This window comes from Thioreductor micantisoli, from assembly GCF_055392745.1.
Map to the genome: position 1 here is coordinate 859,186 of NZ_AP043760.1, position 24,251 is coordinate 883,436.

The 24,251-nt window shown below is 26.8% G+C and carries 25 protein-coding genes; 10 read left to right on the top strand and 15 right to left on the bottom strand.

Going from position 1 to position 24,251, the window contains the following annotated elements:
• The 5 genes from ACZ5OA_RS04480 to ACZ5OA_RS04500 all read right to left on the bottom strand — a co-directional run bounded on the left by ACZ5OA_RS04480 (position 1) and on the right by ACZ5OA_RS04500 (position 6,134).
• A complete protein-coding gene (locus ACZ5OA_RS04480; protein WP_464906683.1) occupies positions 1-1,368 on the bottom strand; it encodes a hydrogenase large subunit in 1,368 nt (455 codons plus the stop codon).
• Entirely contained in the window at positions 1,365-2,696 is a 1,332-nt protein-coding gene (locus ACZ5OA_RS04485; protein WP_464906684.1) for a proton-conducting transporter transmembrane domain-containing protein, read from the bottom strand. Before ACZ5OA_RS04485 ends, ACZ5OA_RS04480 begins: the two co-directional genes overlap by 4 nt.
• Positions 2,697-2,761: 65 nt before the next feature.
• Complete coding sequence (locus tag ACZ5OA_RS04490; RefSeq protein ID WP_464906685.1) at positions 2,762-3,355, bottom strand: hydrogenase; 594 nt, start codon at positions 3,353-3,355, stop codon at positions 2,762-2,764.
• Entirely contained in the window at positions 3,352-4,278 is a 927-nt protein-coding gene (locus tag ACZ5OA_RS04495; protein ID WP_464906686.1) for a respiratory chain complex I subunit 1 family protein, read from the bottom strand. Before ACZ5OA_RS04495 ends, ACZ5OA_RS04490 begins: the two co-directional genes overlap by 4 nt.
• Positions 4,275-6,134 (bottom strand): proton-conducting transporter transmembrane domain-containing protein, encoded by a 1,860-nt coding sequence (locus ACZ5OA_RS04500; RefSeq protein ID WP_464906687.1) that lies wholly within the window; start codon positions 6,132-6,134, stop codon positions 4,275-4,277. The genes ACZ5OA_RS04495 and ACZ5OA_RS04500 overlap by 4 nt, the downstream gene beginning before the upstream one ends.
• 197 nt (positions 6,135-6,331) lie before the next feature.
• Here ACZ5OA_RS04500 and dnaJ point away from each other — a divergent pair, with 197 nt between their 5' ends.
• A complete protein-coding gene (gene dnaJ / locus ACZ5OA_RS04505; RefSeq protein WP_464906688.1) occupies positions 6,332-7,435 on the top strand; it encodes a molecular chaperone DnaJ in 1,104 nt (367 codons plus the stop codon).
• Here dnaJ and ACZ5OA_RS04510 read toward each other — a convergent pair.
• Genes ACZ5OA_RS04510 through fliL form a run of 4 tightly spaced genes read right to left on the bottom strand, consistent with a single transcriptional unit; the run spans position 7,428 to position 9,443 of the window.
• Entirely contained in the window at positions 7,428-7,859 is a 432-nt protein-coding gene (locus tag ACZ5OA_RS04510; RefSeq protein WP_464906689.1) for a hypothetical protein, read from the bottom strand. The genes dnaJ and ACZ5OA_RS04510 overlap by 8 nt on opposite strands.
• Complete coding sequence (gene aat, locus ACZ5OA_RS04515; RefSeq protein ID WP_464906690.1) at positions 7,837-8,544, bottom strand: leucyl/phenylalanyl-tRNA--protein transferase; 708 nt, start codon at positions 8,542-8,544, stop codon at positions 7,837-7,839. The genes ACZ5OA_RS04510 and aat overlap by 23 nt, the downstream gene beginning before the upstream one ends.
• Before the next feature lie 9 nt (positions 8,545-8,553).
• Positions 8,554-8,901, bottom strand: coding sequence for a holo-ACP synthase (gene acpS / locus ACZ5OA_RS04520; RefSeq protein WP_464906691.1), 348 nt, complete (start codon positions 8,899-8,901; stop codon positions 8,554-8,556).
• Complete coding sequence (gene fliL, locus ACZ5OA_RS04525; RefSeq protein WP_464906692.1) at positions 8,898-9,443, bottom strand: flagellar basal body-associated protein FliL; 546 nt, start codon at positions 9,441-9,443, stop codon at positions 8,898-8,900. The genes acpS and fliL overlap by 4 nt, the downstream gene beginning before the upstream one ends.
• 47 nt (positions 9,444-9,490) lie before the next feature.
• Here fliL and ACZ5OA_RS04530 point away from each other — a divergent pair, with 47 nt between their 5' ends.
• Positions 9,491-10,291 carry an MlaE family ABC transporter permease gene (locus ACZ5OA_RS04530; RefSeq protein WP_464906693.1) on the top strand — a complete coding sequence of 267 codons (801 nt, stop codon included), beginning with the start codon at positions 9,491-9,493 and terminating at the stop codon, positions 10,289-10,291.
• Positions 10,292-10,488: 197 nt separating this feature from the next.
• On the opposite strand, the gene ACZ5OA_RS04535 is transcribed toward ACZ5OA_RS04530, so the two are convergent.
• From ACZ5OA_RS04535 to ACZ5OA_RS04555, 5 genes are read right to left on the bottom strand one after another with little or no spacing between them, the layout of a single operon-like run.
• Positions 10,489-11,136 (bottom strand): YggS family pyridoxal phosphate-dependent enzyme, encoded by a 648-nt coding sequence (locus ACZ5OA_RS04535; protein WP_464906694.1) that lies wholly within the window; start codon positions 11,134-11,136, stop codon positions 10,489-10,491.
• Positions 11,123-11,911 (bottom strand): riboflavin kinase, encoded by a 789-nt coding sequence (locus tag ACZ5OA_RS04540; RefSeq protein WP_464906695.1) that lies wholly within the window; start codon positions 11,909-11,911, stop codon positions 11,123-11,125. Before ACZ5OA_RS04540 ends, ACZ5OA_RS04535 begins: the two co-directional genes overlap by 14 nt.
• On the bottom strand, positions 11,911-13,152 hold the full coding sequence (locus ACZ5OA_RS04545; protein ID WP_464906696.1) for a type II secretion system F family protein: 1,242 nt from the start codon (positions 13,150-13,152) through the stop codon (positions 11,911-11,913). The genes ACZ5OA_RS04540 and ACZ5OA_RS04545 overlap by 1 nt, the downstream gene beginning before the upstream one ends.
• On the bottom strand, positions 13,149-14,819 hold the full coding sequence (locus ACZ5OA_RS04550; protein ID WP_464906697.1) for a GspE/PulE family protein: 1,671 nt from the start codon (positions 14,817-14,819) through the stop codon (positions 13,149-13,151). Before ACZ5OA_RS04550 ends, ACZ5OA_RS04545 begins: the two co-directional genes overlap by 4 nt.
• Before the next feature lie 14 nt (positions 14,820-14,833).
• Positions 14,834-15,370, bottom strand: a complete 537-nt coding sequence (locus ACZ5OA_RS04555; protein ID WP_464906698.1) for a hypothetical protein — start codon at positions 15,368-15,370, stop codon at positions 14,834-14,836.
• Positions 15,371-15,467: 97 nt separating this feature from the next.
• Between ACZ5OA_RS04555 and ilvC the strand changes: the two genes are divergently transcribed.
• From ilvC to ACZ5OA_RS04580, 5 genes are all read left to right on the top strand, one after another.
• Positions 15,468-16,490, top strand: a complete 1,023-nt coding sequence (gene ilvC, locus ACZ5OA_RS04560; protein ID WP_464906699.1) for a ketol-acid reductoisomerase — start codon at positions 15,468-15,470, stop codon at positions 16,488-16,490.
• A gap of 101 nt (positions 16,491-16,591) precedes the next feature.
• Positions 16,592-17,401 (top strand): septum site-determining protein MinD, encoded by an 810-nt coding sequence (gene minD, locus ACZ5OA_RS04565; RefSeq protein ID WP_464906700.1) that lies wholly within the window; start codon positions 16,592-16,594, stop codon positions 17,399-17,401.
• Positions 17,398-17,634, top strand: a complete 237-nt coding sequence (minE, locus tag ACZ5OA_RS04570) for a cell division topological specificity factor MinE (protein WP_464906701.1) — start codon at positions 17,398-17,400, stop codon at positions 17,632-17,634. Before minD ends, minE begins: the two co-directional genes overlap by 4 nt.
• Positions 17,631-18,689, top strand: coding sequence for a divergent polysaccharide deacetylase family protein (locus ACZ5OA_RS04575; protein ID WP_464906702.1), 1,059 nt, complete (start codon positions 17,631-17,633; stop codon positions 18,687-18,689). The genes minE and ACZ5OA_RS04575 overlap by 4 nt, the downstream gene beginning before the upstream one ends.
• Complete coding sequence (locus ACZ5OA_RS04580) at positions 18,658-19,362, top strand: DNA-processing protein DprA (protein WP_464906703.1); 705 nt, start codon at positions 18,658-18,660, stop codon at positions 19,360-19,362. Before ACZ5OA_RS04575 ends, ACZ5OA_RS04580 begins: the two co-directional genes overlap by 32 nt.
• Here ACZ5OA_RS04580 and ACZ5OA_RS04585 read toward each other — a convergent pair.
• The gene (locus tag ACZ5OA_RS04585; RefSeq protein ID WP_464906704.1) at positions 19,359-19,916 is read right to left on the bottom strand and encodes a class II aldolase/adducin family protein; all 558 of its coding nucleotides are present in this window, start codon (positions 19,914-19,916) and stop codon (positions 19,359-19,361) included. The two genes, ACZ5OA_RS04580 and ACZ5OA_RS04585, sit on opposite strands and share 4 nt — an antisense overlap.
• Before the next feature lie 43 nt (positions 19,917-19,959).
• Between ACZ5OA_RS04585 and rsmH the strand changes: the two genes are divergently transcribed.
• Genes rsmH through ACZ5OA_RS04600 form a run of 3 tightly spaced genes read left to right on the top strand, consistent with a single transcriptional unit; the run spans position 19,960 to position 24,250 of the window.
• The gene (gene rsmH, locus ACZ5OA_RS04590; RefSeq protein WP_464906705.1) at positions 19,960-20,883 is read left to right on the top strand and encodes a 16S rRNA (cytosine(1402)-N(4))-methyltransferase RsmH; all 924 of its coding nucleotides are present in this window, start codon (positions 19,960-19,962) and stop codon (positions 20,881-20,883) included.
• Positions 20,884-20,924: 41 nt separating this feature from the next.
• Positions 20,925-21,200 carry a hypothetical protein gene (locus ACZ5OA_RS04595; RefSeq protein ID WP_464908323.1) on the top strand — a complete coding sequence of 92 codons (276 nt, stop codon included), beginning with the start codon at positions 20,925-20,927 and terminating at the stop codon, positions 21,198-21,200.
• Positions 21,197-24,250 (top strand): efflux RND transporter permease subunit, encoded by a 3,054-nt coding sequence (locus tag ACZ5OA_RS04600; protein ID WP_464906706.1) that lies wholly within the window; start codon positions 21,197-21,199, stop codon positions 24,248-24,250. The genes ACZ5OA_RS04595 and ACZ5OA_RS04600 overlap by 4 nt, the downstream gene beginning before the upstream one ends.
• Position 24,251: the final 1 nt, after the last annotated feature.

Below are 24,251 nucleotides of genomic sequence, written 5' to 3' on the forward strand. Positions count from 1 at the left end.
TTATAAATCATTTCCTGCATAGCTTAAATCAAAGCTTTTATTTATTACAGGGAAATCTGCAATAATATCTTTATAAACTGTTGTATGAAATGCTTGCCAATTTACATGACTTGCATCACGAACATAAAATCTATCAATTAATCCATCTTTTATTTTCATAAACATAAAAAGTTCACCTATGCTACTTTCTACAAAACTAACAAATTCTCCATCTTTAAATTCACTAAATTTAATACTTTCATCACTAGAAGTTTTTAAATTTCTTATTATTTCTATAGAATTTAAAATTTCTTTAATTCTAAGTTTGAATCTTGCTGCTGCATCGCCTATTTCTTCAGTTTGTAAAGCAAATCCAAAATTTTTATACCATTCATTGTTTCTTCTATCAATCTCTAATCCACTAGCTCTTGCTCCAAGCCCTACAACAGAATATTTTATAGCCTTATCAATAGTTAAAATTCCAGTAGTATCAAGTCTATCCCAAATAGAAGGAATATCAAAAATCCAATTTTTAAAAAATCCAATTTCTTTTTCTAAATAATCTAAAAATTCAATCAATTCATCATAATTAATTTGTATATTTTCTTTGATTGCACCAAATCCAAATCTATGTCCTGTAATTTTGGCAAGCATTCTTTTTGTTTCTTCTGCCAATTTTGAAGCATAAGCAAGAGCTGTCCCAAATCCAGCATCATTTGGAATACCTCCAAGATCTGTAATATGATGAATAAGTCTTTCAATTTCTAAAAGAGTTGCATATTTTTGTTTCAGACTATTTGGAATTTCTATTTCGCAAGCTTGGGCTAATATTTCAAAAAGAGCTATTTGATAAGCGATAGATTCATTTCCGCTAATTCTCTCTACTATTGGTTTAATTTCAAGAGGGGATTTGTTTTCACACATTTTTTCAATTGCACGATATTTATAAAAATGTCTTACTTCAATATGAAGCATATTTTCACCTGCTTGTGAAAATTGAAAATGTCCTGGTTCAATAATTCCTCCATGAATTGGTCCAACTGGAACTATATAAACACCTTCTCCACCAATCTCTTCATATTTATAAGGAAGAAAATCAGTAAATTCAATTTCTTTTTTTGTAAATTCTTTTCTTAAAGGATAAATTTCTTTTGGAAATCTTTCATGTTTAACTGTAGGACGATTATCAAAACTGTTGGTAAAATTTATTCCAAATTCATCTCTTATTTTTCTTTCCATCCAAATGGCAGCTGGATAATCTTTGGTAATAGTTTCTATTTCTGGATTTTCTTTATTTATTTGATGTTTTACGATTTTTCCTTCAAAAACATCTTGAATTTCAAAAACATCTCCTAAATCTAATGCAAATCTTGCTATAAATCTTCTCATTTTAATCCTTTTGCTATTGTGTCAATATAATCAAATCCGAAAAGCAGGGCAACTAATGATACAAAAAATAGAATCAACATAATTTTTTCACTTGTATATACAACTTTTTCTTTATCATTTTCACTTTCATTTTCATTTTCATACATAGCTTTTTGGTAAACATCTACAAATTTATAAAAAATTATACTTAATAAAATTAGAATAAAAATAATTCCTATTATCATTAAGACAAAATAATCTGAATTTTTAGCAATATCTATCATTGATTTAAATCCAAATATTTCACTAAAAAACATAGGACTTGGTGGAAGAGAAACTACTCCAAGTAATAATGCAGATATTATTAAACTTACATATTTTGGTTTTATATTTTTTAAAACACCTTTGAAATTAAATTTACCATTTTGTTCTAAAATTCCACTTGATAAAAATAAACCTGGTTTAAAAAGAGCATGTGCTGCAAAATGTAAAAGAGCTGCAAAATATCCACCACTTACCCAAAAAAGTGTAATTATTGTCATATGCTCAATTCCTGAAAGTGAGAAAAGTCTTACAAAATCTTTTGCTTTGTAGATTAAAAAACTTACCATGAATAGAGTAAAAATCGAATAAGTATAAACAAATCCAATCAAATGAGAATAATTAATGTGCATTTCTATTTGAGAGAATCTAAAAAATCCTAAAATAATAGCAGATTCCAAAATCCCACTAAATAAAGCAGCAACTGGATAAATAGCACTTCTTTCAATATCTGCAAGCCATAAATTCATAGGGAAAAATCCCATTTTTACAAAAAGTCCGGTAGTTGCAATAAAAAATCCCATTTCAAATAAGAAGTGATTAATATGGGCTGTGTTTTGTGAAAGTGCTAAAAAATTCATAGCATTTGCTCCAAGAGTTGCTTTTGCACTTCCATACATCAAAATAATTCCAAACAAAACTAAAGCAATGGCAATAGCTCCAATAATTAGATATTTCCAAGCTTCTTTGTGTGCAGCTTCGGTAGGTTTAACCTTTATCATATAAACAGTTGAAAGTGTTGCAAATTCAAGTCCAATCCAAAAAAGACCCATATTATTTGCTAAAATTGAAATTGTTAATCCAAGCCAAAAAATTCCAAAGAATCTATAAAATCTTTTTATATTCTTTTCTTCTAAAGATATTCTTTTAGGAAGACTTATCATAATTATACTTACTCCAATCCCAACAATTGAAGAAATTAGCATTATGAAAGAATTTAATTTATCTACCATAAAATATGTATTATTAAATGGGTGAAAAATAATCCAAAGAGCAGGTATTATTACACTTGTTGCAATTATACTCATTAAAATCCTATTAATTTTTGTATAACTTAGTAAAAATATTAAAATAGGTGGTATGAAAATTAGATTCATGCTTTTTCTCCTTCATTTTTAAATAATAGATTTATGATAATAATTAACATCATTAAATCTACAAATATACCAAGTTCAATTAACATTGGCATTCCTTCAACAGCACTGATTCCAAGTAAAAATAGACTATTTTCAATAAATAAAAATCCAACAATTCTTGCAGATATATTTTTTTGTTCTATTATTAAAAGAAGTGATAAAAACATACTACTAATTGCAATTGCAACATAATTACTATTCATTCCAAAAGAGCTGAGCATTGGTGATACTAAATAAAAAGTAAATACCAAAATTATAGGAACTATAATAATTGAATATTGAATACTAAGGCTAGGAGGTGCTTTTCTGTCTATATTAAATTTTCTTGTAATATATTTTAAAATGTATGGAATTAATAAAAATTTAATAACTATAGTGATAATTCCTGTAATTACCATGGCTGTATCTTCAATTCTAAAACCCAAGATTATAGCAATGCTACCAAGCATTAAAGAATTTAAAGCATACCATAAAAATAATCGGTAAAGCCTTGTAGTAAATAACGCTGAAATTAAAATAGCTATAAAAAATCCAATAAGTGCATTTATCATTGAGCACCTCCTAAAATATAAAATGTAACCAAACTTAAAAATCCAAAAATTATAGCAATTCCAAGTAAATTTGGAACTTTAAAGAGTCTAAGTTTTGCACCATTTACTTCAACTAATGCAACTGCTAAAGATACTAGTAATAATTTTAAAATAAAAATTATTGCTGCTAAACACCAGCATAAATCAGCTCCAAATGGAATAAACAAAGTTACAAAAATAGATGCAAAAATAATAAATTTAAAACTTCCTGCCAATTCGATAAGTGCTAGATTGGAACCTGTAGCTTCTAAGATCATCGTTTCATGTATCATTGTAAGCTCTAAATGAGTATCTGGATTGTCTACAGGAATTCTACCATTTTCTGCAATTAATAAAATGAAGAAACTAATCCCTGCTAAAATAAAACTTGCACTATGTTCTACTGGAAAATGATTTACCAAATTTAAAGCACTTGCTCCAATATTTATATTTCCCCCAATTAAAGAGACTGAAAAAATAGTTAATATCATTGCTGGTTCTACCAATGCAGAGACAAAAGCCTCTCTACTTGAACCAATTCCTCCAAAACTACTTGCACTATCAAGTCCTATTAGCATTAAAAAGAATGCTGAAAGACTTAAAAGTCCTGTAATAGTAAAAGCATCCATAAAAGATATATAAAAACTTCCAGAAAAAATAGGAGGAAGTAAAAAAACAACTAGAACAATAGGAGATAAAATCAAAAATGGTGCAATTCTTGAGATAGATGATGCTTCTTTTGAATAAATTATTTCTTTACTAAATAGTTTTTTTAAATCTAAATATGGTTGAAATGGTGAAACTGGTCTTTTAAATAATAGAAACATTTTTATACTTTTGATAAGCCCTGTTAAAAATGGTGCAATTATAAAAATAAACAAAGTTGTTAAAATATATTGAGTCATTTTTTACCTCCTATTACTATAATTCTAATAAATATAGACATTACTATAAATTCAAGTAAAATACTTCCCCAATTACTTTGATGATCAAAAACCCTATAACTAAATAGAACTGTTGCCAATAAAACAAAAATTAAAGAAGCATATTTTTCTTTTTCAAAATTACTTAATTCATAAATAATATCACTTATTTTATCTGTTAAAATCTTTGTATTGTCATAAAGAGATTTTTCAAATAAAGGTTTTACATGCACTTCATAAAGAGAATCACTAAATTTAGTTTTATGTCCTGCTAGTGTTGTTTTATGGGAATGAACTTCTGGTTTATAAAGCCATTCAAAAAATCTTCTAATAGGCCCAGCAAATCCTGTAGCTGTATATTGACTTCTTGCATTTGTATTGTATCCACAAGTCCAAGTATGATAAATTCTTGTCTTTAGATTTAAAGATTTATATACAAAAACAATTAGTCCAGTAATTACAAGTAATGCGCTCAAAAGTAGGAGTGGGGCAACTGCTCCTCCATTTAATGAGTGCATTACAAAATAAGTTGGAAATAGTTTTGAATAAATATCAACTATAGGTAAAGAACTATTTATTAAATGAATAATGTTTGGTAAAAATAACATAAGAAATATAACAACACCTCCCATCAAAATTTGTCCAATTAACATGAGCTTATTAACTTCTTTAGCATGTTTCGCATTTGTACTTCTTTCAAGTCCTAAAAAAGTAATTCCAAAAGCTTTTACAAAACAAGCAATTGCAAGTCCTCCCGTTAAGGCAAGGGCAAATATTGCAAATGGAAAAGCAAGTTTTAATATAATATCATTAACACTATGTGAACTTAACATACTTTGAAAAATCATCCATTCACTCAAAAACCCATTGGTTGGTGGAAGTGCTGAAATAGAAATAGCTGCTATCAAAAATAGATAAGCAGTAATTGGCATTGCTTTTATTAGCCCTCCATATTTTTCCATATTTTTAGTGTGTGTTTGATGTAAAACTGAACCTGCAGTCATAAAAAGTAAACTTTTGAAACTCATATGATTAAATGTATGATAAACACCTGCTATAAATCCAAAAGCTGCAAGTGTATAAAGATGTAAGGTAGTAAAGATCATCCCCACACCAATACCAATTAATATAATTCCAATATTTTCAATAGAATGATTTGCAAGAAGTGCTTTGATATCATGTTCTGCTAGGGCATATAAAACACCAACTAAACTAGATATTGCACCAATTGTTAGAATAATAACTCCCCATTCAAGAGGCCAATTTGGTAATATAAATATAAATCTTAAAAAAGCATAAATCGCAACTTTTAGCATAACTCCACTCATAAGTGCAGAAACTGGACTTGGTGCTTCTGGATGGGCATAAGGAAGCCATACATGAAATGGTACAGCTCCCGCTTTACTTAGGAAACCAACTGTAATTAATACAAATAATAAAGTAGGGTATTTGAAATTACTTGCTAACTCTTTCATATTACTAAATGATGCAAACGCATTATCTGGTGAAAGAATTAAGAAAAAAAGTAAAATAAATACAAAACCAAAATGGGTCATAAAAAAGTAAAATCGTGCAGCTTTTATTGCTTTATCTGTTGGTTCTGTTAAAACCAATTGCCACGAAGTTAAACTCATAAGTTCCCAAAAAAACAGGAATACAACTACTTCATTTGAAACAACAACACCAATCATTGAAATAATAAATGTAAAATAGTGGATTAAAAAATGTGTTTTTCTTTTTATGTGAGATAAATATCCACTTGCATAAAAAATATTTGGAATTGCTCCGAGTAAAATTAAAAATACAAATAGCAGTGAAAGAGAGTCAAAATTGAACATAGTTAGCAACCTTTTATGATATTCGATAAACTTCAAAGAGTTTAAGGCTAGTTTAAGTTTAAAAACTTATGTCGAATTATAATACTTTTTTCTTAATAATAACTTAAAAATAGTTAAAAAAATTATTAATTTACTTTAAATAACAATATAAATTTATGATATAATTCCAGCAAAAAAAATATTTTTAAGGAGATAATTTGGAATTTGAATATTATGAAATTTTAAAAGTATCAAAAACTGCAACAAAAGCAGAAATAAAAAAAGCATATAGAAAAAAAGCTATGAAATATCATCCAGATAAAAATCCAGGAGATAAAGAAGCAGAAGAAATGTTTAAAAAAATCAATGAAGCTTATCAAGTTTTAAGTGATGATGAAAAAAGAACTGTTTATGATAGATATGGTAAAGCTGGACTTGATGGTCAAATGGGTGGAAGAAGTGGTGGATTTGGAGGTTTCGAAGGTTTTGGAGATATTTTTGAAGAAATGTTTGGATTTGGTGGAAGAAGCAAAAAACCACGAAGAGAAACTCCATATAATTTAGATGTTTTAATAGAAGTTAATCTTGAATTTAAAGAAGCTGTCTTTGGTGTAAAAAAAGAAGAAGAGTATGAATATTATACTGTTTGTAAAGCTTGTGATGGTAAGGGTGCTAAAAAATCACATAGTTGCCCAACTTGCGGAGGAGCTGGTCAAGTATTTATGAGTCATGGATTTATGAAAGTTGCTCAAACTTGTCCAAATTGTCAAGGTTCTGGAATAATCATCGATGAAGAGTGTGATGAATGTAAAGGTAGCGGATATAAAATAAATAAAGACAAAGTAGAACTTGATATTCCAACAGGTGTAGATGATGGTATGAGAATGAGAGTACCAAATAAAGGTAATGAAGATTTCGATGGAAGAAGAGGGGATCTATATATTCATATTACAGTAAGAGAGGATAAAGTTTTTAAAAGAAATGGAGATGATATTTATGTGGAAGTTCCTATTTTCTTTACAAGTGCAATTTTAGGGGATAATATAAAAATACCTACTTTAAGAATTGAAAAAGAACTTGATATTAAACCTTATACAAAAGATAATACAAAATATAGATTTAAAAATGAGGGAATTGCTAATGTTCATACAGGACGCAAAGGAAATCTAATAGCTGTTTTAAAAATTATTTATCCTGAAAAATTAACAGATGAACAAAAAGAACTTCTTGAAAAACTTCATAAAAGTTTTGGAAAAGAAATAAATGAACATAAATCTATTTTTGAAGAAGCAATAGAAAAAGTAAAAGGATGGTTTAAATAAGTATCTCTTTAATTTTCTTTCTTTCTGCTTCATTTGTAGCAATTTCTAACTCTTGTATAAATAGTTTTTCCTCTTTTTTAAGATAAGCTCGTAAAATTTCCTCAAATTCATCAAAAAAAGCAAATATATTAACATCTTTATCTATAGCGCCTTGTTTAATTTTAGTATTCATATGTAGCATAATTTTTCTAACAAGCATATTTTCTAATACAATTCTATCAACTTCTTTATTTATCTGATTAGTTAATCTGTTTTGTAATGCAAAATGATTATTTATCTCTTTTTCTAATTCATTAGAATATTCTAACAATTTATTAAAAGTTACATCTTGATTATCGAAATCAAAAGTTTCTCTTAATTTATCCATTTTTTCATAATAAATATCTTTTAAAATCTTATGATTATCCAAAATTTTTTGTATCATTGTTTACCTTTTTATTTATATTCTTTTCCAACATTGGAATAAATTCTGTTTTGTCTATCTTAACAGCACCCATTCTTTGCAGATGTTCACTTCCACTTTGACAATCAATCCAATTAATTCCATTATCTTGACACACTTCACAAAAATAAATAAGTGCCAATTTACTTGCATCACTTTTTTTGGCAAACATACTTTCACCTGAAAAATAATTTCCAATTCCAACACCATAAAATCCACCAACCAATTCATTTTGAAAATAACTTTCTACACTTAAAGCAAAGCCTAGTTTATGTAAATTTGTATAAGCTTCTATAAAGTCACTGCTAATCCAGCTATCTCCGTGATGAACAGGTCTTTTAATAGAAGCACAATTTTTGATAACTTTTTCAAAATTTGTATTAATTCTAAAATCCCAATTTTGACTTCTTAATTTTTGAAGTAGTTTTTTTGTTTTTTTTACTTGATTTGTATAAAGAATCATTCTGTCATCAATATTATACCAATGAAACATACTATCTTCTGCTTGATACCAAGGGAAAAATCCTTTACTATATCCATTTAAAAGCCTTTGTGGTACCAAATCAGCACTTGCTCCTACAAATCCATCTTCAAAAGGTTCATAAGGGTTTGGAAATGTATAATCATCTAAGTAATAAAGAGGAGGATTTTGTGAGAGTTGATACATTTTTATCCTTTAAATTATAATTACTGCAGCTATTGCAAAGCCACCATCGTGAGTAATAGAAACATCTATTTGTCTGTTTTTTAGTTTATTAGCTAAATTTTTATTTAATAGGTTTATAATAGGTTTTCCTTTTTTAGTTTTAATTATTTCTATATCCAAAAAAGAAAATTCTTTGCCAATTCCTGTGCCTATGGCTTTGGAAAATGCTTCTTTACTTGCCCATATTCCAGCAATAGAAGAGGACTTTTTAGCCCACTTTTGTTCACTTTGAGTCATAAATTTATTTTTTACTTTATTTTTAAATTTTTCTATACTTTTTTCAATTCTAAGAATTGAAACTATATCAATACCTATCATTGAATTACAAAAGCTGTAAAATAGACATGTTTTATTTCACCTTTTGCTAAAATTGCATTTATATTTTTTTTAAGTTCTTCTTTTAGTTTTTCTTTTCCTTTGGCAGTTGAAATTTCAGGAGTTGTTTTACTTGAAAGAATTCTAATTACTACATCTCTCACTGCTGGTTTAATTTTATCAAGTTCTGGTTGAGTATCAGGACTATCAATTTCTAAATTAATTGTACATTTCAAATATCTAGTATTATTTGTACTTTTTAGATTCACTGTAAATGGATCAAGTGGATAAATAGGACCAATTTCTAATGCTTCAGTATCTTTTTTTACAGAAGATGATTTTTGTTCTATTTTTTTATCTGATGATTGTTGTACTGTTTCATTTTGAGAAGTATTATCTGCAAGTAAGAAATAAGCAACCAAACCACCTATAATTAAAAGTAAAAGTAATAAAACTATAATAATAATTAAGATTAATTTATTCCCACTGTTTGATTTTTGTTCTTCTTTTTCTCCGTTTTGTTCTTCTTTTTTTTCTTCTGCCATTTTATATCCTTTTTTTTGATATAATTTTACCAAAAAAAGGTTAAACTTTGATAGAAAATTTCTTTTTTAGCATAGGAAGTATAGTTTTAAAGATGTTTGATCTGATAATTGGGACATTAGGACGATTTTCTGTTTTCCAATTAGAAGTATTAAGACTATTTTTTAAAAGACCATTTAGAATTAAAGAAATATTATCACAAATAGAAATTATTGGTATGAATGCTTTTTTAGTGATTTTCTTAACAGCTTTTTTTATGGGAATGGTTGAGGCAGTTGAATTATATAGTGCCTTTCATAAATTTGGAATAGAAAATTATATGGGATATACAATATTTATATCTATTTGTAAAGAATTAGGACCGGTATTTGCAACTCTTATGGTAATTAGTCGTTCAGTAAGTGCAATAGCTGCTGAGCTAGGAACAATGAAAGTAACAGAGCAAATTGATGCTCTAGATGTAATGGCTGTTAATTCAAAACAATATTTAATTGTACCAAGAATTTTAGGAATGATTATATCTCTTCCAATTTTAATTTTAATGTTTGATACTATTGCAAATATAGGTTCATATTTGATTTCTACTTATGTTTTAGATATAAATGCTACAAGTTATTTAAACACAATTAAACAATATGCTGAATTTAAAGATTTTACACAAGGTATTATTAAAGGAGTTGTTTTTGCATATTTAATTTCCACAATCGCTACATATGTAGGTTATAATACAACTGGAGGAGCAAAAGGTGTGGGTAGAAGTACAACTACTGCAGTTGTTTTAGCATCTATTACAGTTTTTATAGCTGATTATATAGTTGCATCTATGTTTCTATTTTTTGGTTGGAATTAAGAGTTTAGCATTGACCTAAAACACTCAATAATAAAACAAATTTTTTAACACTCTAAAAATCTAAAAAGTGTCAACGCAAGCGCCCTTCGGGTTTGAAGCACACTTTTTTAACGCTTTTTTTCGTTAAAATTTGTAGTTATTTCGTTTATTTAGTCAGTGCTATTTTTGTTATATTAGGTTATTTATTTAATTTAAGTTTATTTAAATAAAGCACTTCCAACTCTAATCATATTACTTCCACATTTAATAGCAAGTTCAAAATCACTACTCATTCCCATTGAGCAAACTTTTGCACCTTTATTTTGCAGTTTTTCAAAAATAGAATGAGTTAACTCAAAAGATTCTATAATCTCTTTTTCTTCTTGGGAATGAGCACCAATTGTCATAACCCCTTGAAGATTTATATTTGGACAAGTCTCCAATATTTCATTATAAGTATCAATTGCAAGTTCTGGTTGAAGTCCTTCTTTACTTTCTTCTTTTGCTGAATTAATTTCAAGTAAACATCTAATTGGTTTGGTTGCTCTTTTATTTATATCTTTTGCTAATTCCAATGAATTAATTGATTGAATCATAAAAGGATTTAGTTTTAAAAGTTTATTTATTTTATTTTTTTGTAAATTTCCAATAAAATGCCATTCCAGTGGTAAATTATTTAAATCATTTATTTTTTCTTCTAAAACTTGAACTCTATTTTCTCCAAATGCTCTTTGACCTTCATTATAAAGTTTTTTAACCGCATCAGAATTACTGTATTTACTTACAGCTACTATCTTTACTATTAAATGTTCATTTACTTCAAGTCTTGCTTTTTCTACTTTTTGAATTAACTCATTTAATGTCATAATTTTCCTTTTTAAAATATTCTATTGCTTTTTCTTTGTCTCTAATTATAGCTGTTTTTAACTCTTTTATATTATTAAATTTACGAATTTTTCTTAGGAAATCTAAAAATTCTAATTCAAATAATTCTCCATTATCAATTATCAATTCTCCATTATCAATTATATAGGTTTCTATTGAAAAATTATTATCTGTTGAACGTATCCCTATAAATGTAATAGAAGGCTCTTTATTTAATAAAGTTAAATATACTCCATTTTTGGGAATTGTATAATTATAAATAGGTTTGAGATTAATAGTAGGTAAAAGTTCATTTTTACCAATTCCTTGACCTTTTATTTGAGTTGCTTTTATTTTATATAAATGATTCAAAAATTTAGTTGCTTTTTTTATTTTTCCTTCTTTTATAAATTCTCTAATAATTCTAGAATGAACTCCGACATTATCTATTTTTATTTCATCTATAATTATTACATCAAAATATTTTTTTAATATTTCAGGAGTTCCAAGTCTATTTTTCCCAAATTTAAAATCATATCCAATTACAATGGTTGTTGGATTAAATTCTTTTTTTATTTTATTTATAAATTCTAAATAAGTTAACTGTTTTATTTCATCCAAATTATAAAAATCACAAGGTAATACGGTGTATTCACATTTTGTTTTAAAAGGTGTTAATGAAGAACTTTTTTCTATTATTAATATTTTATCACTTAAAGAAAAAAGTTTTTGATGGGCGTAATGCATCCCATCAAATCCTCCAATTGCTAATTTCATTATGCTCTAGCTGCTTTTGCCATATCCCACATCGGTAAGAAAATACCAAGAGCAAGTAATAATACTAATGCTCCAATAAATGCTATCATAATAGGTTCAATTGCATCTCCTAAACCATCAATTATTATATCAAATTGTGTCTTATAATAATCACTTGCATTTTCAAGCATTGTGTCCAAATTCCCGGCTTCTTCCCCAGCTGCTATCATTTGTAAAGTAACATTATCAAGTATATTGTTTTTTTCAAGAGAATTAGTTAAATTTTGCCCTTGATTTATACTTTTAATAACATTTTCTATTTTTGAATTTAATACACTATTATCTAGAATACCATTTGAAATAGTTAAAGCATCTATCATAGGGATTCCAGCCTTTGTAAGTTTTGTAAATACCAACAAAAATCTACTTAAAGATGCATATTCTACAATAGGACCAACAATTTTCATTTTTAGCATTAAACCATCAATTCCATATTTATATGTTTGATTAGTCCTATAGAAATATTTATGAGCAATAAAAATTATTATGAGTATAGCAAGTGTAAGAAGCCCATAATTACTTAAAACATATTCAGCACCTATAAGAATCCTTGTTGGTAAAGGTAACTCTGTATGTAATTGTGAGAATATATCTGCAAATTTTGGAACAACATACATTATTAAAACAGTAAAAGCACCCGCCATTGCTGTAAGTGTAATTAAAGGATAACGCATAGCACTTTTGAATTTTTGTCTATTCTCTTCTATATTTTCATAAATATCAGCCATATCTTCAAGAGCTTCACCTAATTCACCAGTTTTTTCTCCAAGCTTCACCATGGCAACCGCAAGATTACCTACATAAAATTCATATTCTTCAAAAGTATTTGATAATGATAAACCATTATCTACATCATTTGCTGCTTTTTCAAACATTTCTTTTACTAAAGGATCGATAGAATTTTTGGCTATATTATCCAATGAATCTTTAATAGAAATTGATGCTTTAGTTAAAGCACCAAGTTGCCTAATTGCACTAATAAACATAGGATAATTTAATTTCTTTCTAGTAAATGTAGCTTTTATAATTTTGCCTAATTCTTTCATTTTTTCTTCAAATGGAACATTTATTTCTTCAGCTTTTATTATAATTCCTCTGCCTTTAGCATTTAACTTTTTAATAGCTTCTACTTTATTTTCAGCTTTTAAAATAATTTCTTCTTTTTGACCTTTTTTTAATATACTAACTTTATAAATTCTCATAAATCCACCTTTGTAACTCTAAATATTTCTTCTAAAGTTGTTTCACCTTGTAGAGCTTTTATTAAACCATCTATAAACATAGGTTTATAACCTTTTTCTTTAGCTTTACTTTCTAATTCATTAATAGTTATATTTTTTGCTATAAGACTTGATAATTCTTCATCAATAGTAAAAATTTCGCTAATCAATGTTCTTCCTTTATATCCTGTATTATTGCAATAATCACATCCTTCACCTTTATAAAATGGTTTATTTTCTATTCCTGGTATTTTTTCTTTTAATGCTTCAATTAAAGCTGGATTTGGTTTTGTTTTTATTTTACAGTGTGGGCAAATTCTTCTGACAAGTCTTTGCGCTTCAATAGCAATTGTTGCAGCACCAACCATAAATGGGTCAGCTCCCATATCAATCATTCTACTAACGGCACTAACAGCATCATTTGTATGAAGTGTAGATAAAACCAAATGGCCTGTAAGAGCAGCTTTAATAGCAATTTCAAGTGTCTCAAGATCCCTAATTTCTCCAATCATAATAATATCTGGATCTTGTCTTAAAATACTTCTAAGCGCTGAGGCAAATGTAAGTCCTGCAGATTCATTTACATTTACTTGTTGAACAAGTTTTATTTGATATTCTACAGGATCTTCAACTGTAATAAGCTTTTCTTCTACACTTTTAATTCTATTTAGTGATGCATATAAAGTAGTCGATTTACCACTTCCTGTAGGACCTGTTACTAAAACAATTCCATTAGGAGCTTTTAAAGATTTTTTCCATTTTTCTAAATTTTCAGAATTGATTCCAATATCTTCGAGTTCTTTCATAATATTTCTTTTATCAAGAATTCTAATAACAATACTTTCACCTGTTGCTATAGGCAAAGTTGAAACTCTAAAATCAAAATGATTACCATTTAATTCCATACTAAAACGACCATCCTGAGGTTTTCTTTTTTCAGAAATATTTAAACCACTTAATAATTTTACCCTAGCAGCAATAGCTGGAAACAGTTCTTTTTCTATACTTATAACTTCTTGCAAAAATCCATCAATCCTACTTCTAATATTCAATGAATTTTCACCAGCTTCTATATGAATATCACTAGCATCTTTAGATATAGATAACACAACTATATATTTTATAAATTGCATAGTAGCTGATTCTTCATCATTTTCTTCCTCAGCATTACCTAAAATTTCTTTTTTCATTTGCTCAATTATAGTATGTGCTTTTTCTCTATTTTTTAATTGATTAATATGCTTTAATATTTCTTTTTGTGAAGAAATTAGAACTTTTATAGGTTTGTTAAAATATCTTCCAATAGTGTTTTGAGCCTCTATATCTAATGGATCAGCAAAAGCAACTTCAATATTTTTATGATTTTCTTTTACAGGAATTGCTTGATATTTTTCCAAAATTTTTGCTGGAATTTTTTTTAAAAGTAAAAAATCTGGTTCAATTCTGTGAATTATAGGAAAATTTAATTGTTTAGATAATACTTGCATTATTATTTCTTCATTAACTAAACCTTCTTCTATTAAAATTTTACCTATTCTTTTATGGTTTGGAGAAGATTTTTGTATTTCTATAGCTTTTTGTAAATCTTCTTTTGTTATTGTGTTTTCTTGAATAAGCAAATCCCCAAGTCGTGTTTTTTTTATCAACATGTTAAATTCCTATTTTACCAATAAATATGTTTAGATTTTTTATTATTGTTTATTATTGTTATCATTATTTTATTATTTTTAAAATTTTTTAAAGGTTGTAATATATAAGTAACATTTTTTAATTTTATTATAAATTCGTCATTTTCTTTAATATAATTATGTTTCGATATATTTTCAAAAACTTTTGATAAAAAATGATTTGATTTAGGAAGAGATAAATTTGATAAATTTGTTTTATCATATATGAATTGAATAAGCAATCTTTTTATTAAATATAAATTTGCAACATATGAAGCATTTGCTCTTCCTATTTTTGTCTTGCCCATAAGTTTAGAAATTCTAATAGCACTATTTAACATATCATCTTTTACACAAGATAAAGCTACTATTGATAAATATATTTCATCATTTTTAAATTTAGTAAATTTCCATCCCCCTTTTTTACATACAGTTTTATAATTTTTATTTTTATATAAAGTATAAATCTGATTTTTGGTTATTGCAAATGAAAATGATGAAAAAATAATCAATGATAAAAATAATTTTAACATAAAGTAACCTTTTATTTGATTTGATAGCGTTATTTTATCAAAAATATTGTTAATTTCTTTTAAATATACTATAATTCTAAAAAAATAAGGAGAAAAAATGTCAATTAACGTTTATTATGACAAAGATGCTGATTTAAATTTGATCAGAAGTAAAACTGTAGCAATGATAGGATTTGGTTCTCAAGGACATGCACATGCGGAAAATTTAAGAGATTCTGGTGTAAATGTAGTAGTTGGGCTTAGAAAAGGTGGAGGTAGTTGGAAAAAAGCTGAAGCTAAAGGTTTTGAAGTATTAACAGTTGCAGAGGCTACTAAAAGAGCTGAAGTAGTTATGATTTTATTACCAGATGAAAATCAAGCTGAAGTTTATGCTAATGAAATTGCCCCTAATTTACAAAAAGGTGCAACAATTGCGTTTGGACATGGATTTAACATTCATTATGGAAGAATTACTCCTAGAAGTGATATTAATACAACAATGATAGCTCCAAAAGCGCCAGGTCATACTGTAAGAAGTGAATTTGTAAGAGGTGGAGGAATTCCTGATTTAATCGCAGTTGGACAAAATCCAAGTGGAAATACAAAAGAATTAGCATTATCTTATGCAAGTGCAATCGGTGGTGGTAGAACTGCTATTATTGAAACTACTTTCAAAGATGAAACTGAAACAGACTTATTTGGAGAACAAGCTGTATTATGTGGTGGAGTTACTTCATTAATTCAAGCTGGATTTTCAACTTTAACAGAAGCTGGATATGCTCCTGAAATGGCATATTTTGAATGTATGCACGAACTTAAATTAATCGTTGATTTAATGTTTGAAGGTGGAATAGCTGATATGAGATATTCTATTTCTAATACTGCTGAATATGGTGATTATGTAAGTGGTCCAAAAGTAGTAAATGAAGAAAGCAAAAAAGCTATGAAACAAATTTTAAAAGAAATTCAAAATGGTGTATTTGCAAAAGACTTTATTTTAGAAGGTCAAGCAGGATATCCAAGAATGAAAGCTGAAAGAAATAATGCAAGAGCATCTTTGATTGAAAAAACGGGTGCTAAATTAAGAGCTATGATGCCTTGGATTGGTAAAAATAAAATTATTGACCAAAACAAAAACTAAAATAATAAGAAAACTAAAAACTTTTTTAAGTTTTTGTTTTTTTTAAAATAAAGCACTTTCTAAAGAACTTTATTTTAAAAAAATAAGAAGGATTTATAAAAATGGGGCAAATCATAACAGTTACAAGTGGAAAAGGTGGAGTAGGTAAATCAACAACTACTGCAAATATTTCTTCTGCATTAGCAAAAAATGGTAAAAAAGTTATCGCAATTGATTTTGATATAGGGCTTAGAAATCTTGATATGATTTTAGGTCTTGAAAATAGAATTGTTTATGATGTAGTTGATGTTATGGAAGGTAATTGTAATTTAGCACAAGCCATTATAAAAGATAAAAGAACTCCTAATCTTCATTTTATTCCAGCAAGCCAAACAAAAGATAAAAACATTTTAAATAAAGAAAAAGTAAAAAAATTATTAGATGATTTAAAAAATGAATTTGATTATATTATCATTGATTCTCCTGCAGGGATAGAAAGTGGATTTGAACATTCTATATTTTTGGCAGATAGAGCCATTGTAGTAACAACTCCTGAAATTAGTGCAGTGAGAGATGCTGATAGAGTTATAGGAATCATCGATGCTAAAAGTCAAAAAGCAATAGATGGCAAAGAAGTTGAAAAACATATTATTGTAAATAGATTAAAGCCTGAACTTGTAAAAAGAGGGGATATGCTAAGTGTAGAAGATGTACTTCATATTTTATCACTGCCTCTTATAGGAGTTGTGCCTGATACAGAAGAGATTGTAAGTTCAACTAACTTGGGCGAGCCTATTGTTCATAATGAAAAGTCAGTAGCTGGAGAAGCATTTAGACGAATTGCAAAAAGAATAGAAGGTGAAGAAGTTTCTTTACTTGATTTAGAAAGTAATAAGGGCTTTTTTGCAAAATTAAAAGGGATATTTAAATGAGTTTTTTTAGTAGTTTATTTGGAAAAAAGAAATCTGGTAATATTGCCAAAGAAAGACTTATGATGATGCTTGAATATGAAAGAGCATCTACAAAAATAGGTAATATCGATGAAATGAAAAAAGATATTATTGATGTAATTAGAAAATATGTAAAAGTAAAAGATGTAAATATTAAAAATCATTCAAATCAAGATTTTGAAGCATTAGAGTTGGAAATTATTTTAGATAAATGAAAAAAACAACAAAAAGAAAAACAACAAAAAGAAAAAGAAAAATTTTTAAAAATAAATTTATTTTATGGAGTGTAATTTCAATAGTTGGTTTAATTGTTATTGGAACTGCTTTTGTAACAGGATATATTGTAGCAAAAAACTCAATTAAACCAAAAATAGTTGTAAAAAAAGATACTGGAGCCCAAAAAGCTCTGAGGGAACTTCAAAAATTAGTTGATGAAAATTTAAATAAAAAGCCTTCTACTCCTGTAAAAAAAATGACACCTAAAAATATAAAAAAAACTAAATCTAAGACTGTAAGCAGTGAAGCTATAGACTACGCTCAAAATAGTAAATATAAAACTCAAAAAAGTGTAACACCTATTATTTATACAAATAAACCAAAACTTGTAATAATTATGGATGATATGTCTTTTGGCGCGCAAGTTAAAGGGTTGAAAAATTTACATATGATAATAACTCCATCTTTTTTCCCGCCTACATATAATCATCCTTATACAGCAGAGTATGCAAAAGAGTTTAAACATTATATGGTGCATTTCCCTATGCAAGCTACTAATCCAAATTTTCATGAAGAACCTAAAACTTTGCATACAGATAGTAGTTATAATTTTATAGTAAGTAGAGTAATTTTTATTAAAAGAAATTTTCCAAATGTAAAGTTTGTAAACAATCATACAGGAAGTAAATTTACAAGTGATTTAGCAAGTATGCAAAAACTTTATAAATCCTTAGATAAATACAATCTTACTTTTATAGATAGTGTTACTACCTCAAAAAGTAAAGCACCAATTGTAGCAAAAGAAAATCATAAAATTTTACTACAAAGAGATATATTCTTAGATAATATCCCAAATGTAACTTATATTAGAAATCAACTAAAAAAAGCAGTAAAAATAGCTAAACAAAGGGGATATGCAATTGCAATTTGTCATCCTCATAAGACAACATTTGAGGCATTAAAAACAAGTAAAAATATTTTAAAAGGTGTTCAATTGATTTATATTGGACAAATGTATAATTTTGCCAAAAAACATAACTTATCAAGATTATAATCTTTTTTATAAAGGAGATATAAATCTTCTATATACTCCAAAAGTTGCTATCGTAGGAACTAGAAGACCTTCAAAATACACAAAAGAAATGACTGCACTTTTATCAGCTAAATTGTCTAAAAAATATACAATTGTAAGCGGAGGTGCGTATGGAGTAGATGCCGTGTCTCATAAAAATGCTAGAAAAACAATTATGGTGAGCCCCGCTGGAATTGATACTATCTATCCAAAAATAAATAAAAATTTAATAGAAAATATTATTGATAATAATTTGATGATTAGTGAATATGAAGGTAGTTATATGCCAAAAGCTTATAATTTTATTTATCGAAACAGAATTGTAGTAAATATTAGTGATTTTGTAATTATCACAGAAGCTGATGAAAATAGTGGAAGTATGAGAAGTTTTGAGTGGGCACAAAAATATAATAAAAAAGTTTTTGTTTTACCCCATCGGATAAATGAAAGTAAAGGAAGCAATTATTTAGCAAGAACAAATCAAGCAGAAGTTATTTGGGATATAGAAGAATTTATTTTAAGCTTAGGAATTGAAGAAAAAGAGAATAATAAAATAATGGATTTTAACGAAGCACTTTTGGAATATGGAGATAAACTATATGAAATGGAATTGGAAGGAAATGTAGAAATAAAAAATAATAGAGTCTATTTCTAAACATTTTTTACTTTTAGTAAAATTTTTGAACTATTTTCCAAAATAGAAGCTTTTTTAGCTAATTCTTTCAAATCTCTATCATATATATATGCACCATAACCTTTTATAATAACAATTTCATCTTTTAAAATATTTTTTTGAACTACATTTTCAACTTCTTCAATAAAATGCTTACTATCATTTATTTCATAAATTTTTTTATTCCCAATAACAGTTTCACCATAAAAATCTAATGCTTTAAATTGTCTATGATATAAACTATAAGTAACTAAATTTATAGGAAAAATATGAGCTATAAATTTTGCAGTTGATATTTTTTGATAAATAAAAGAGTGTATATTCGCATCAGAGCTTGCTTCTTTCCAAGAAAGATCTTTTTTATAATGAATTTCTGTAAACATTTCTTCTTCTAAAAATAAGGCATCACTTTTAGTTATGAGAAATTTATCGTTTTCGGTTCTTATAGAAAATGAAGTTTGATAAATATGAAACATTCTTTTTTGTATAAGCGTTTTAAGTATTTTTTCATAATCTTTTTTTATCTCTTCTTTCACTAATTTGCCTTTTTTGATATAATTCTATCAAAAAAAGAGAATTATGGAGATAAAAACTAATATACCTCATATACCTGTTTTACTAAATGAAACATTATCACTGTTTAAAAATATGGAAGAAGGTTTTTTTATTGATTGCACTTGTGGATTTGGTGGACATAGTGAAGCTATTTTAAAAACATTTCCAAATATAAAATTAATTGCAATTGATCAAGATATAGAAGCACTAAACTTTGCTAAAAAAAGATTAGAGCCTTTTAAAGATAGAGTAGAATTTGTTCATTCAAGAAGTAGTGAAGCTTTGCTTAATTATAAAGATAGAAAAATAGTAGGAATTTTGGCAGATATTGGAGTTAGTTCTTATCAATTAGATGAGAGGAGTAGGGGATTCAATTTTGAGGGTGAAACACTCGATATGAGGATGAATCAATCACAAGAATTTAGCGCAACAGATGTAATAAATCAATATAGCATAAATGAACTTGAAAAAATATTTAAAGAGTATGGGGAAGAAAGATATGCTAAAAAAATAGCTTCTAAAATAGTAGAAAGAAGAAAAGATACTAAATTCACTTCATCAAAAGAGTTGGCAGAGTTTATAGCATCATTTACTCCAAGAAGAAAAATACATCCTGCAACGCAAGTTTTTCAAGCAATTAGAATTGAAGTTAATCAAGAATTAGCAGAACTTAAAAAACTTTTGGAAAATTCCTTAAAGATTACGACAAAAGGGACGATATTATCTATAATCACATTTCATTCATTAGAAGATAGAATTGTTAAACATACTTTTAGAAAATGGAGTAAAAATTGTATTTGTCCACCAGAAGCATTTAAATGCGAATGTGGAAATAATAATGCAAAAGTAAAACTCATAAATAAAAAGCCTTTTGTAGCTTCAAAAGAAGAACTTTTAAGTAATCCAAGGAGTAGAAGTGCAAAAGTAAGAGGTGTTAAATTTTTATAAAAATAAATTTTGTTGCAAAAAAAGGATTTTAATTGCAAAATATGGTAACTGAAAAAGAAGTTTTATTAGACTCTCTTGAAAATGTTTTTTTAGAAAAAGATCAAAATATAACCATTAGTTTAGCTCTTTCTTTAGGCGCAGTTATATTTTTTGTACTTTTTTTATTTGTTCCAAAAATATATTTATCAAACAATATCTATAAACAATCTACAACAATAGATAAATTACAAAAAGAATATCTTTCTTTATATAATGAAAATGAAATTTTAAAATCAAAAATAGATAAATTAAAATTTAAAAATGGAATAAATCATTGAAGTTTTTTCTTAAACATTCTGTACTTACGCACACACTTTTTTTCTTTTTAATTATACTTTCTATAATGTCTTATAATCGTATACCAAAAGAACTTTTCCCTACTTCATCATTTGATAAAATTGCTATAAGTGGGGCTTACGCAGGGGCAAGTAGTGATACACTAAATAAAATAGCAGTTAAACCTATTGAAGATGGAATTAAAAATTACAGTGATGTAGCAGACATTGAATCAACTATTTTAAATGGAAGTTTTAATATTATTGCAGATATAAAACCAAACAGTGATTTAAATTCACTTCAAAATGATTTTAAAACAGTGGTAGCTAATATCAAAAGAAATTTACCTAGCGATATGAATGAACCTAGTGTAACACTTGTAAAAAAAGCTTTTCCACTTATTACTGTTACAATTGCAGGAAATATTAATAAATTTAAGTTACTTGATATTGCCGATAAGTTAAAACAAAAACTTTTAGTTTTAAAAGATTTATCAGAGATTCAAATAGAAGGAAAAGGTGATAAAGAGTTAATAATTAATTTAAACAGTGATAAGATTCAAGCTCTTGGTCTAGATGAAACACAAGCGGCAAATGCTATTTCTAATCTCTCTTCTATTATGCCAATAGGAAAAATAGAAGGAGTTAATCAATATTATTTGTCTATGAAAAATATTAAAAATATAAATAATATTAAAAATATAATTTTGACTATAAATAATAAAAAAGTATATCTGAAAGATATAGCAAATATAAAATATGATATAGAGACTCCTAATACACTTGGTAAATTTAATGGAATTAAAGATGTCTCACTCAGTATAAAAAAAGGTGATACTGGCGATGCCATAGCTTTAACTAAACAGATTAGAAAAATAACAAAAAAGTTTGCTAAAAATTATCCTAATTTAAAATTTGGTTTTAGTATGGACACTTCTGTTTGGGTAAAAAATAGACTTAATACAGTTATTTCAAATATTGAATTTGGACTTATTTTAGTGTTTTTTGCAATGTGGATTTTTATAAATAAAAGAATATCATTTGTAGTAACAATCGGTATTCCGACTTCTTTTGCTATTGCTTTGATAGTTTTAGATTATATGCATTACAGCCTAAATTTATTGTCTATGCTTGGAGCTTTAATAGCACTTGGTATGATTGTAGATGAAGCCATTGTGGTAGCAGAAAATATACAACGACATATGGAAATGGGTAAAAACAGAATGGACGCGGCTATTGATGGAGCAAAAGAGGTCTTTTGGCCAGTTATAGCAAGTTCAATGACCACTATTTTTGCCTTTTTACCACTTTTAATGATTAAAGGTGAAATTGGTATTTTTATGAAGATAATTCCAATAATGATAAGTGTTTTGATTTTATCTTCAGTTATGGAAGCTTTTATATTTTTACCTTTACACTCAAAAGAGATATTAAAACCAGAAGAAGGGACTAAAGAAAAACTATGGGAAAAAGTTAATCTTTATTATGAAAAAGTATTGACTTTTCTTGTAAAATTTAAATGGATTAGTTTAGCTTTATTTTTATTGGGTATTCCAACATTAATTGTAATAGGAATGAAATACTCTAAATTTCAGCTTTTCCCTGATTTTGATACAACTCAAATATATGTAAATGGAAGTTTTGATAGTAATAATACAATCTATGATACATTTAAAAATGTTTCAAAAGTAGAAGCTTTACTTAAACAAAAACTAAATGGAAATAATATAAAATCATTTACTACAATTGTTGGAATGAAACTTAATGGAAAATCAAATATTAATGCAGTTGCTAATAATTTTCAAATATTTGTGGATTTGTATGACAGAAAACCAACTGATATTTACAATAAATATATAGCACCTATTCTAAATCCAGTAAAATCAAACTTAGATGATGTAAAAAGAGAAAAAAGTGCCCAAGAAATTGTAAAAGAGTTACAAAAAGAATATAAAAATTTACATTTAAATATCCCTGAACTTAATGTAAAAGTGCCAGGTGTTGGAATAGTAAAAAGTGATATTGTTATTATGATTACAAAAGATGATATGAAAAAAACTTCATATGCCTTGAAAAAACTAGAAGCTAAACTAAAAAATATAAAAGGTGTTTATAATATTTATGATGATGCAACTTTGGGAGCAAAACTTTTAAAAATCAAAATAAATAAATATGGGCAAGAGTTAGGGATTAATCAAGCTTATATAGTTTCAGCTTTACGACCATATTTTAGTGAAGGTGAATTTGGAAAAACGATTGATGATGATGTAATTAAAATTAAATTAAAAGATATAAATAGAGATAGTTTTAAATTTTTACAAAATTTTAGAATAAATATTCCAAATACAAATCAATATATTTTACTAAATAAAGTTACAAATTTTTATATAGAAAATAATTTTCAAAAACTAAATAAATATGATGGAGTTTTAGCTAAGAGTGTTTATGCAAATGTAAATCATAAATTAATTACAACTAATGAAGTTTATAAAAGACTTCAACCTGTTTTAAATGAACTTAAAAAAGAAGGGATCAAATACAGAATAGGTGGCGCTAAAAAAGTATCATCTGCATTTATGCAAGATATGAAATATTCTGGAATTTTAGCGTTAATTCTTATTTTTATTACACTTGTAGCTATGTTTGATTCTGTTGTTTTACCATTTATAGTGATTTCAGTTATTCCATTATCATTTTTAGGCGTAATTATTGGAAATTTTTTAGTAGGGATTAATTTTACGATGATTGGGATGATAGGTGTTGTAGGACTTTTTGGAGTGGCAGTTAATGATGGTATTATTATGATTGAATTTATAAAAGATGCAAAAAATATAAATGAACTCATCAATAAAGCAAAATTTAGAGTAAGACCAATATTTCTTACTTCAATCACTACTATTTTAGGACTTTTAACTTTAATGTTTTATCCTTTTGGTCAATCTGTAATTTTACAACCACTTGCTATTGCTATTGGTTTTGGAGTTGCTTTTTCAACTTTATTAAATCTCTTTTATTTACCTCTCTTTTTTGCTATACTTAAAAAAATAAAATAAA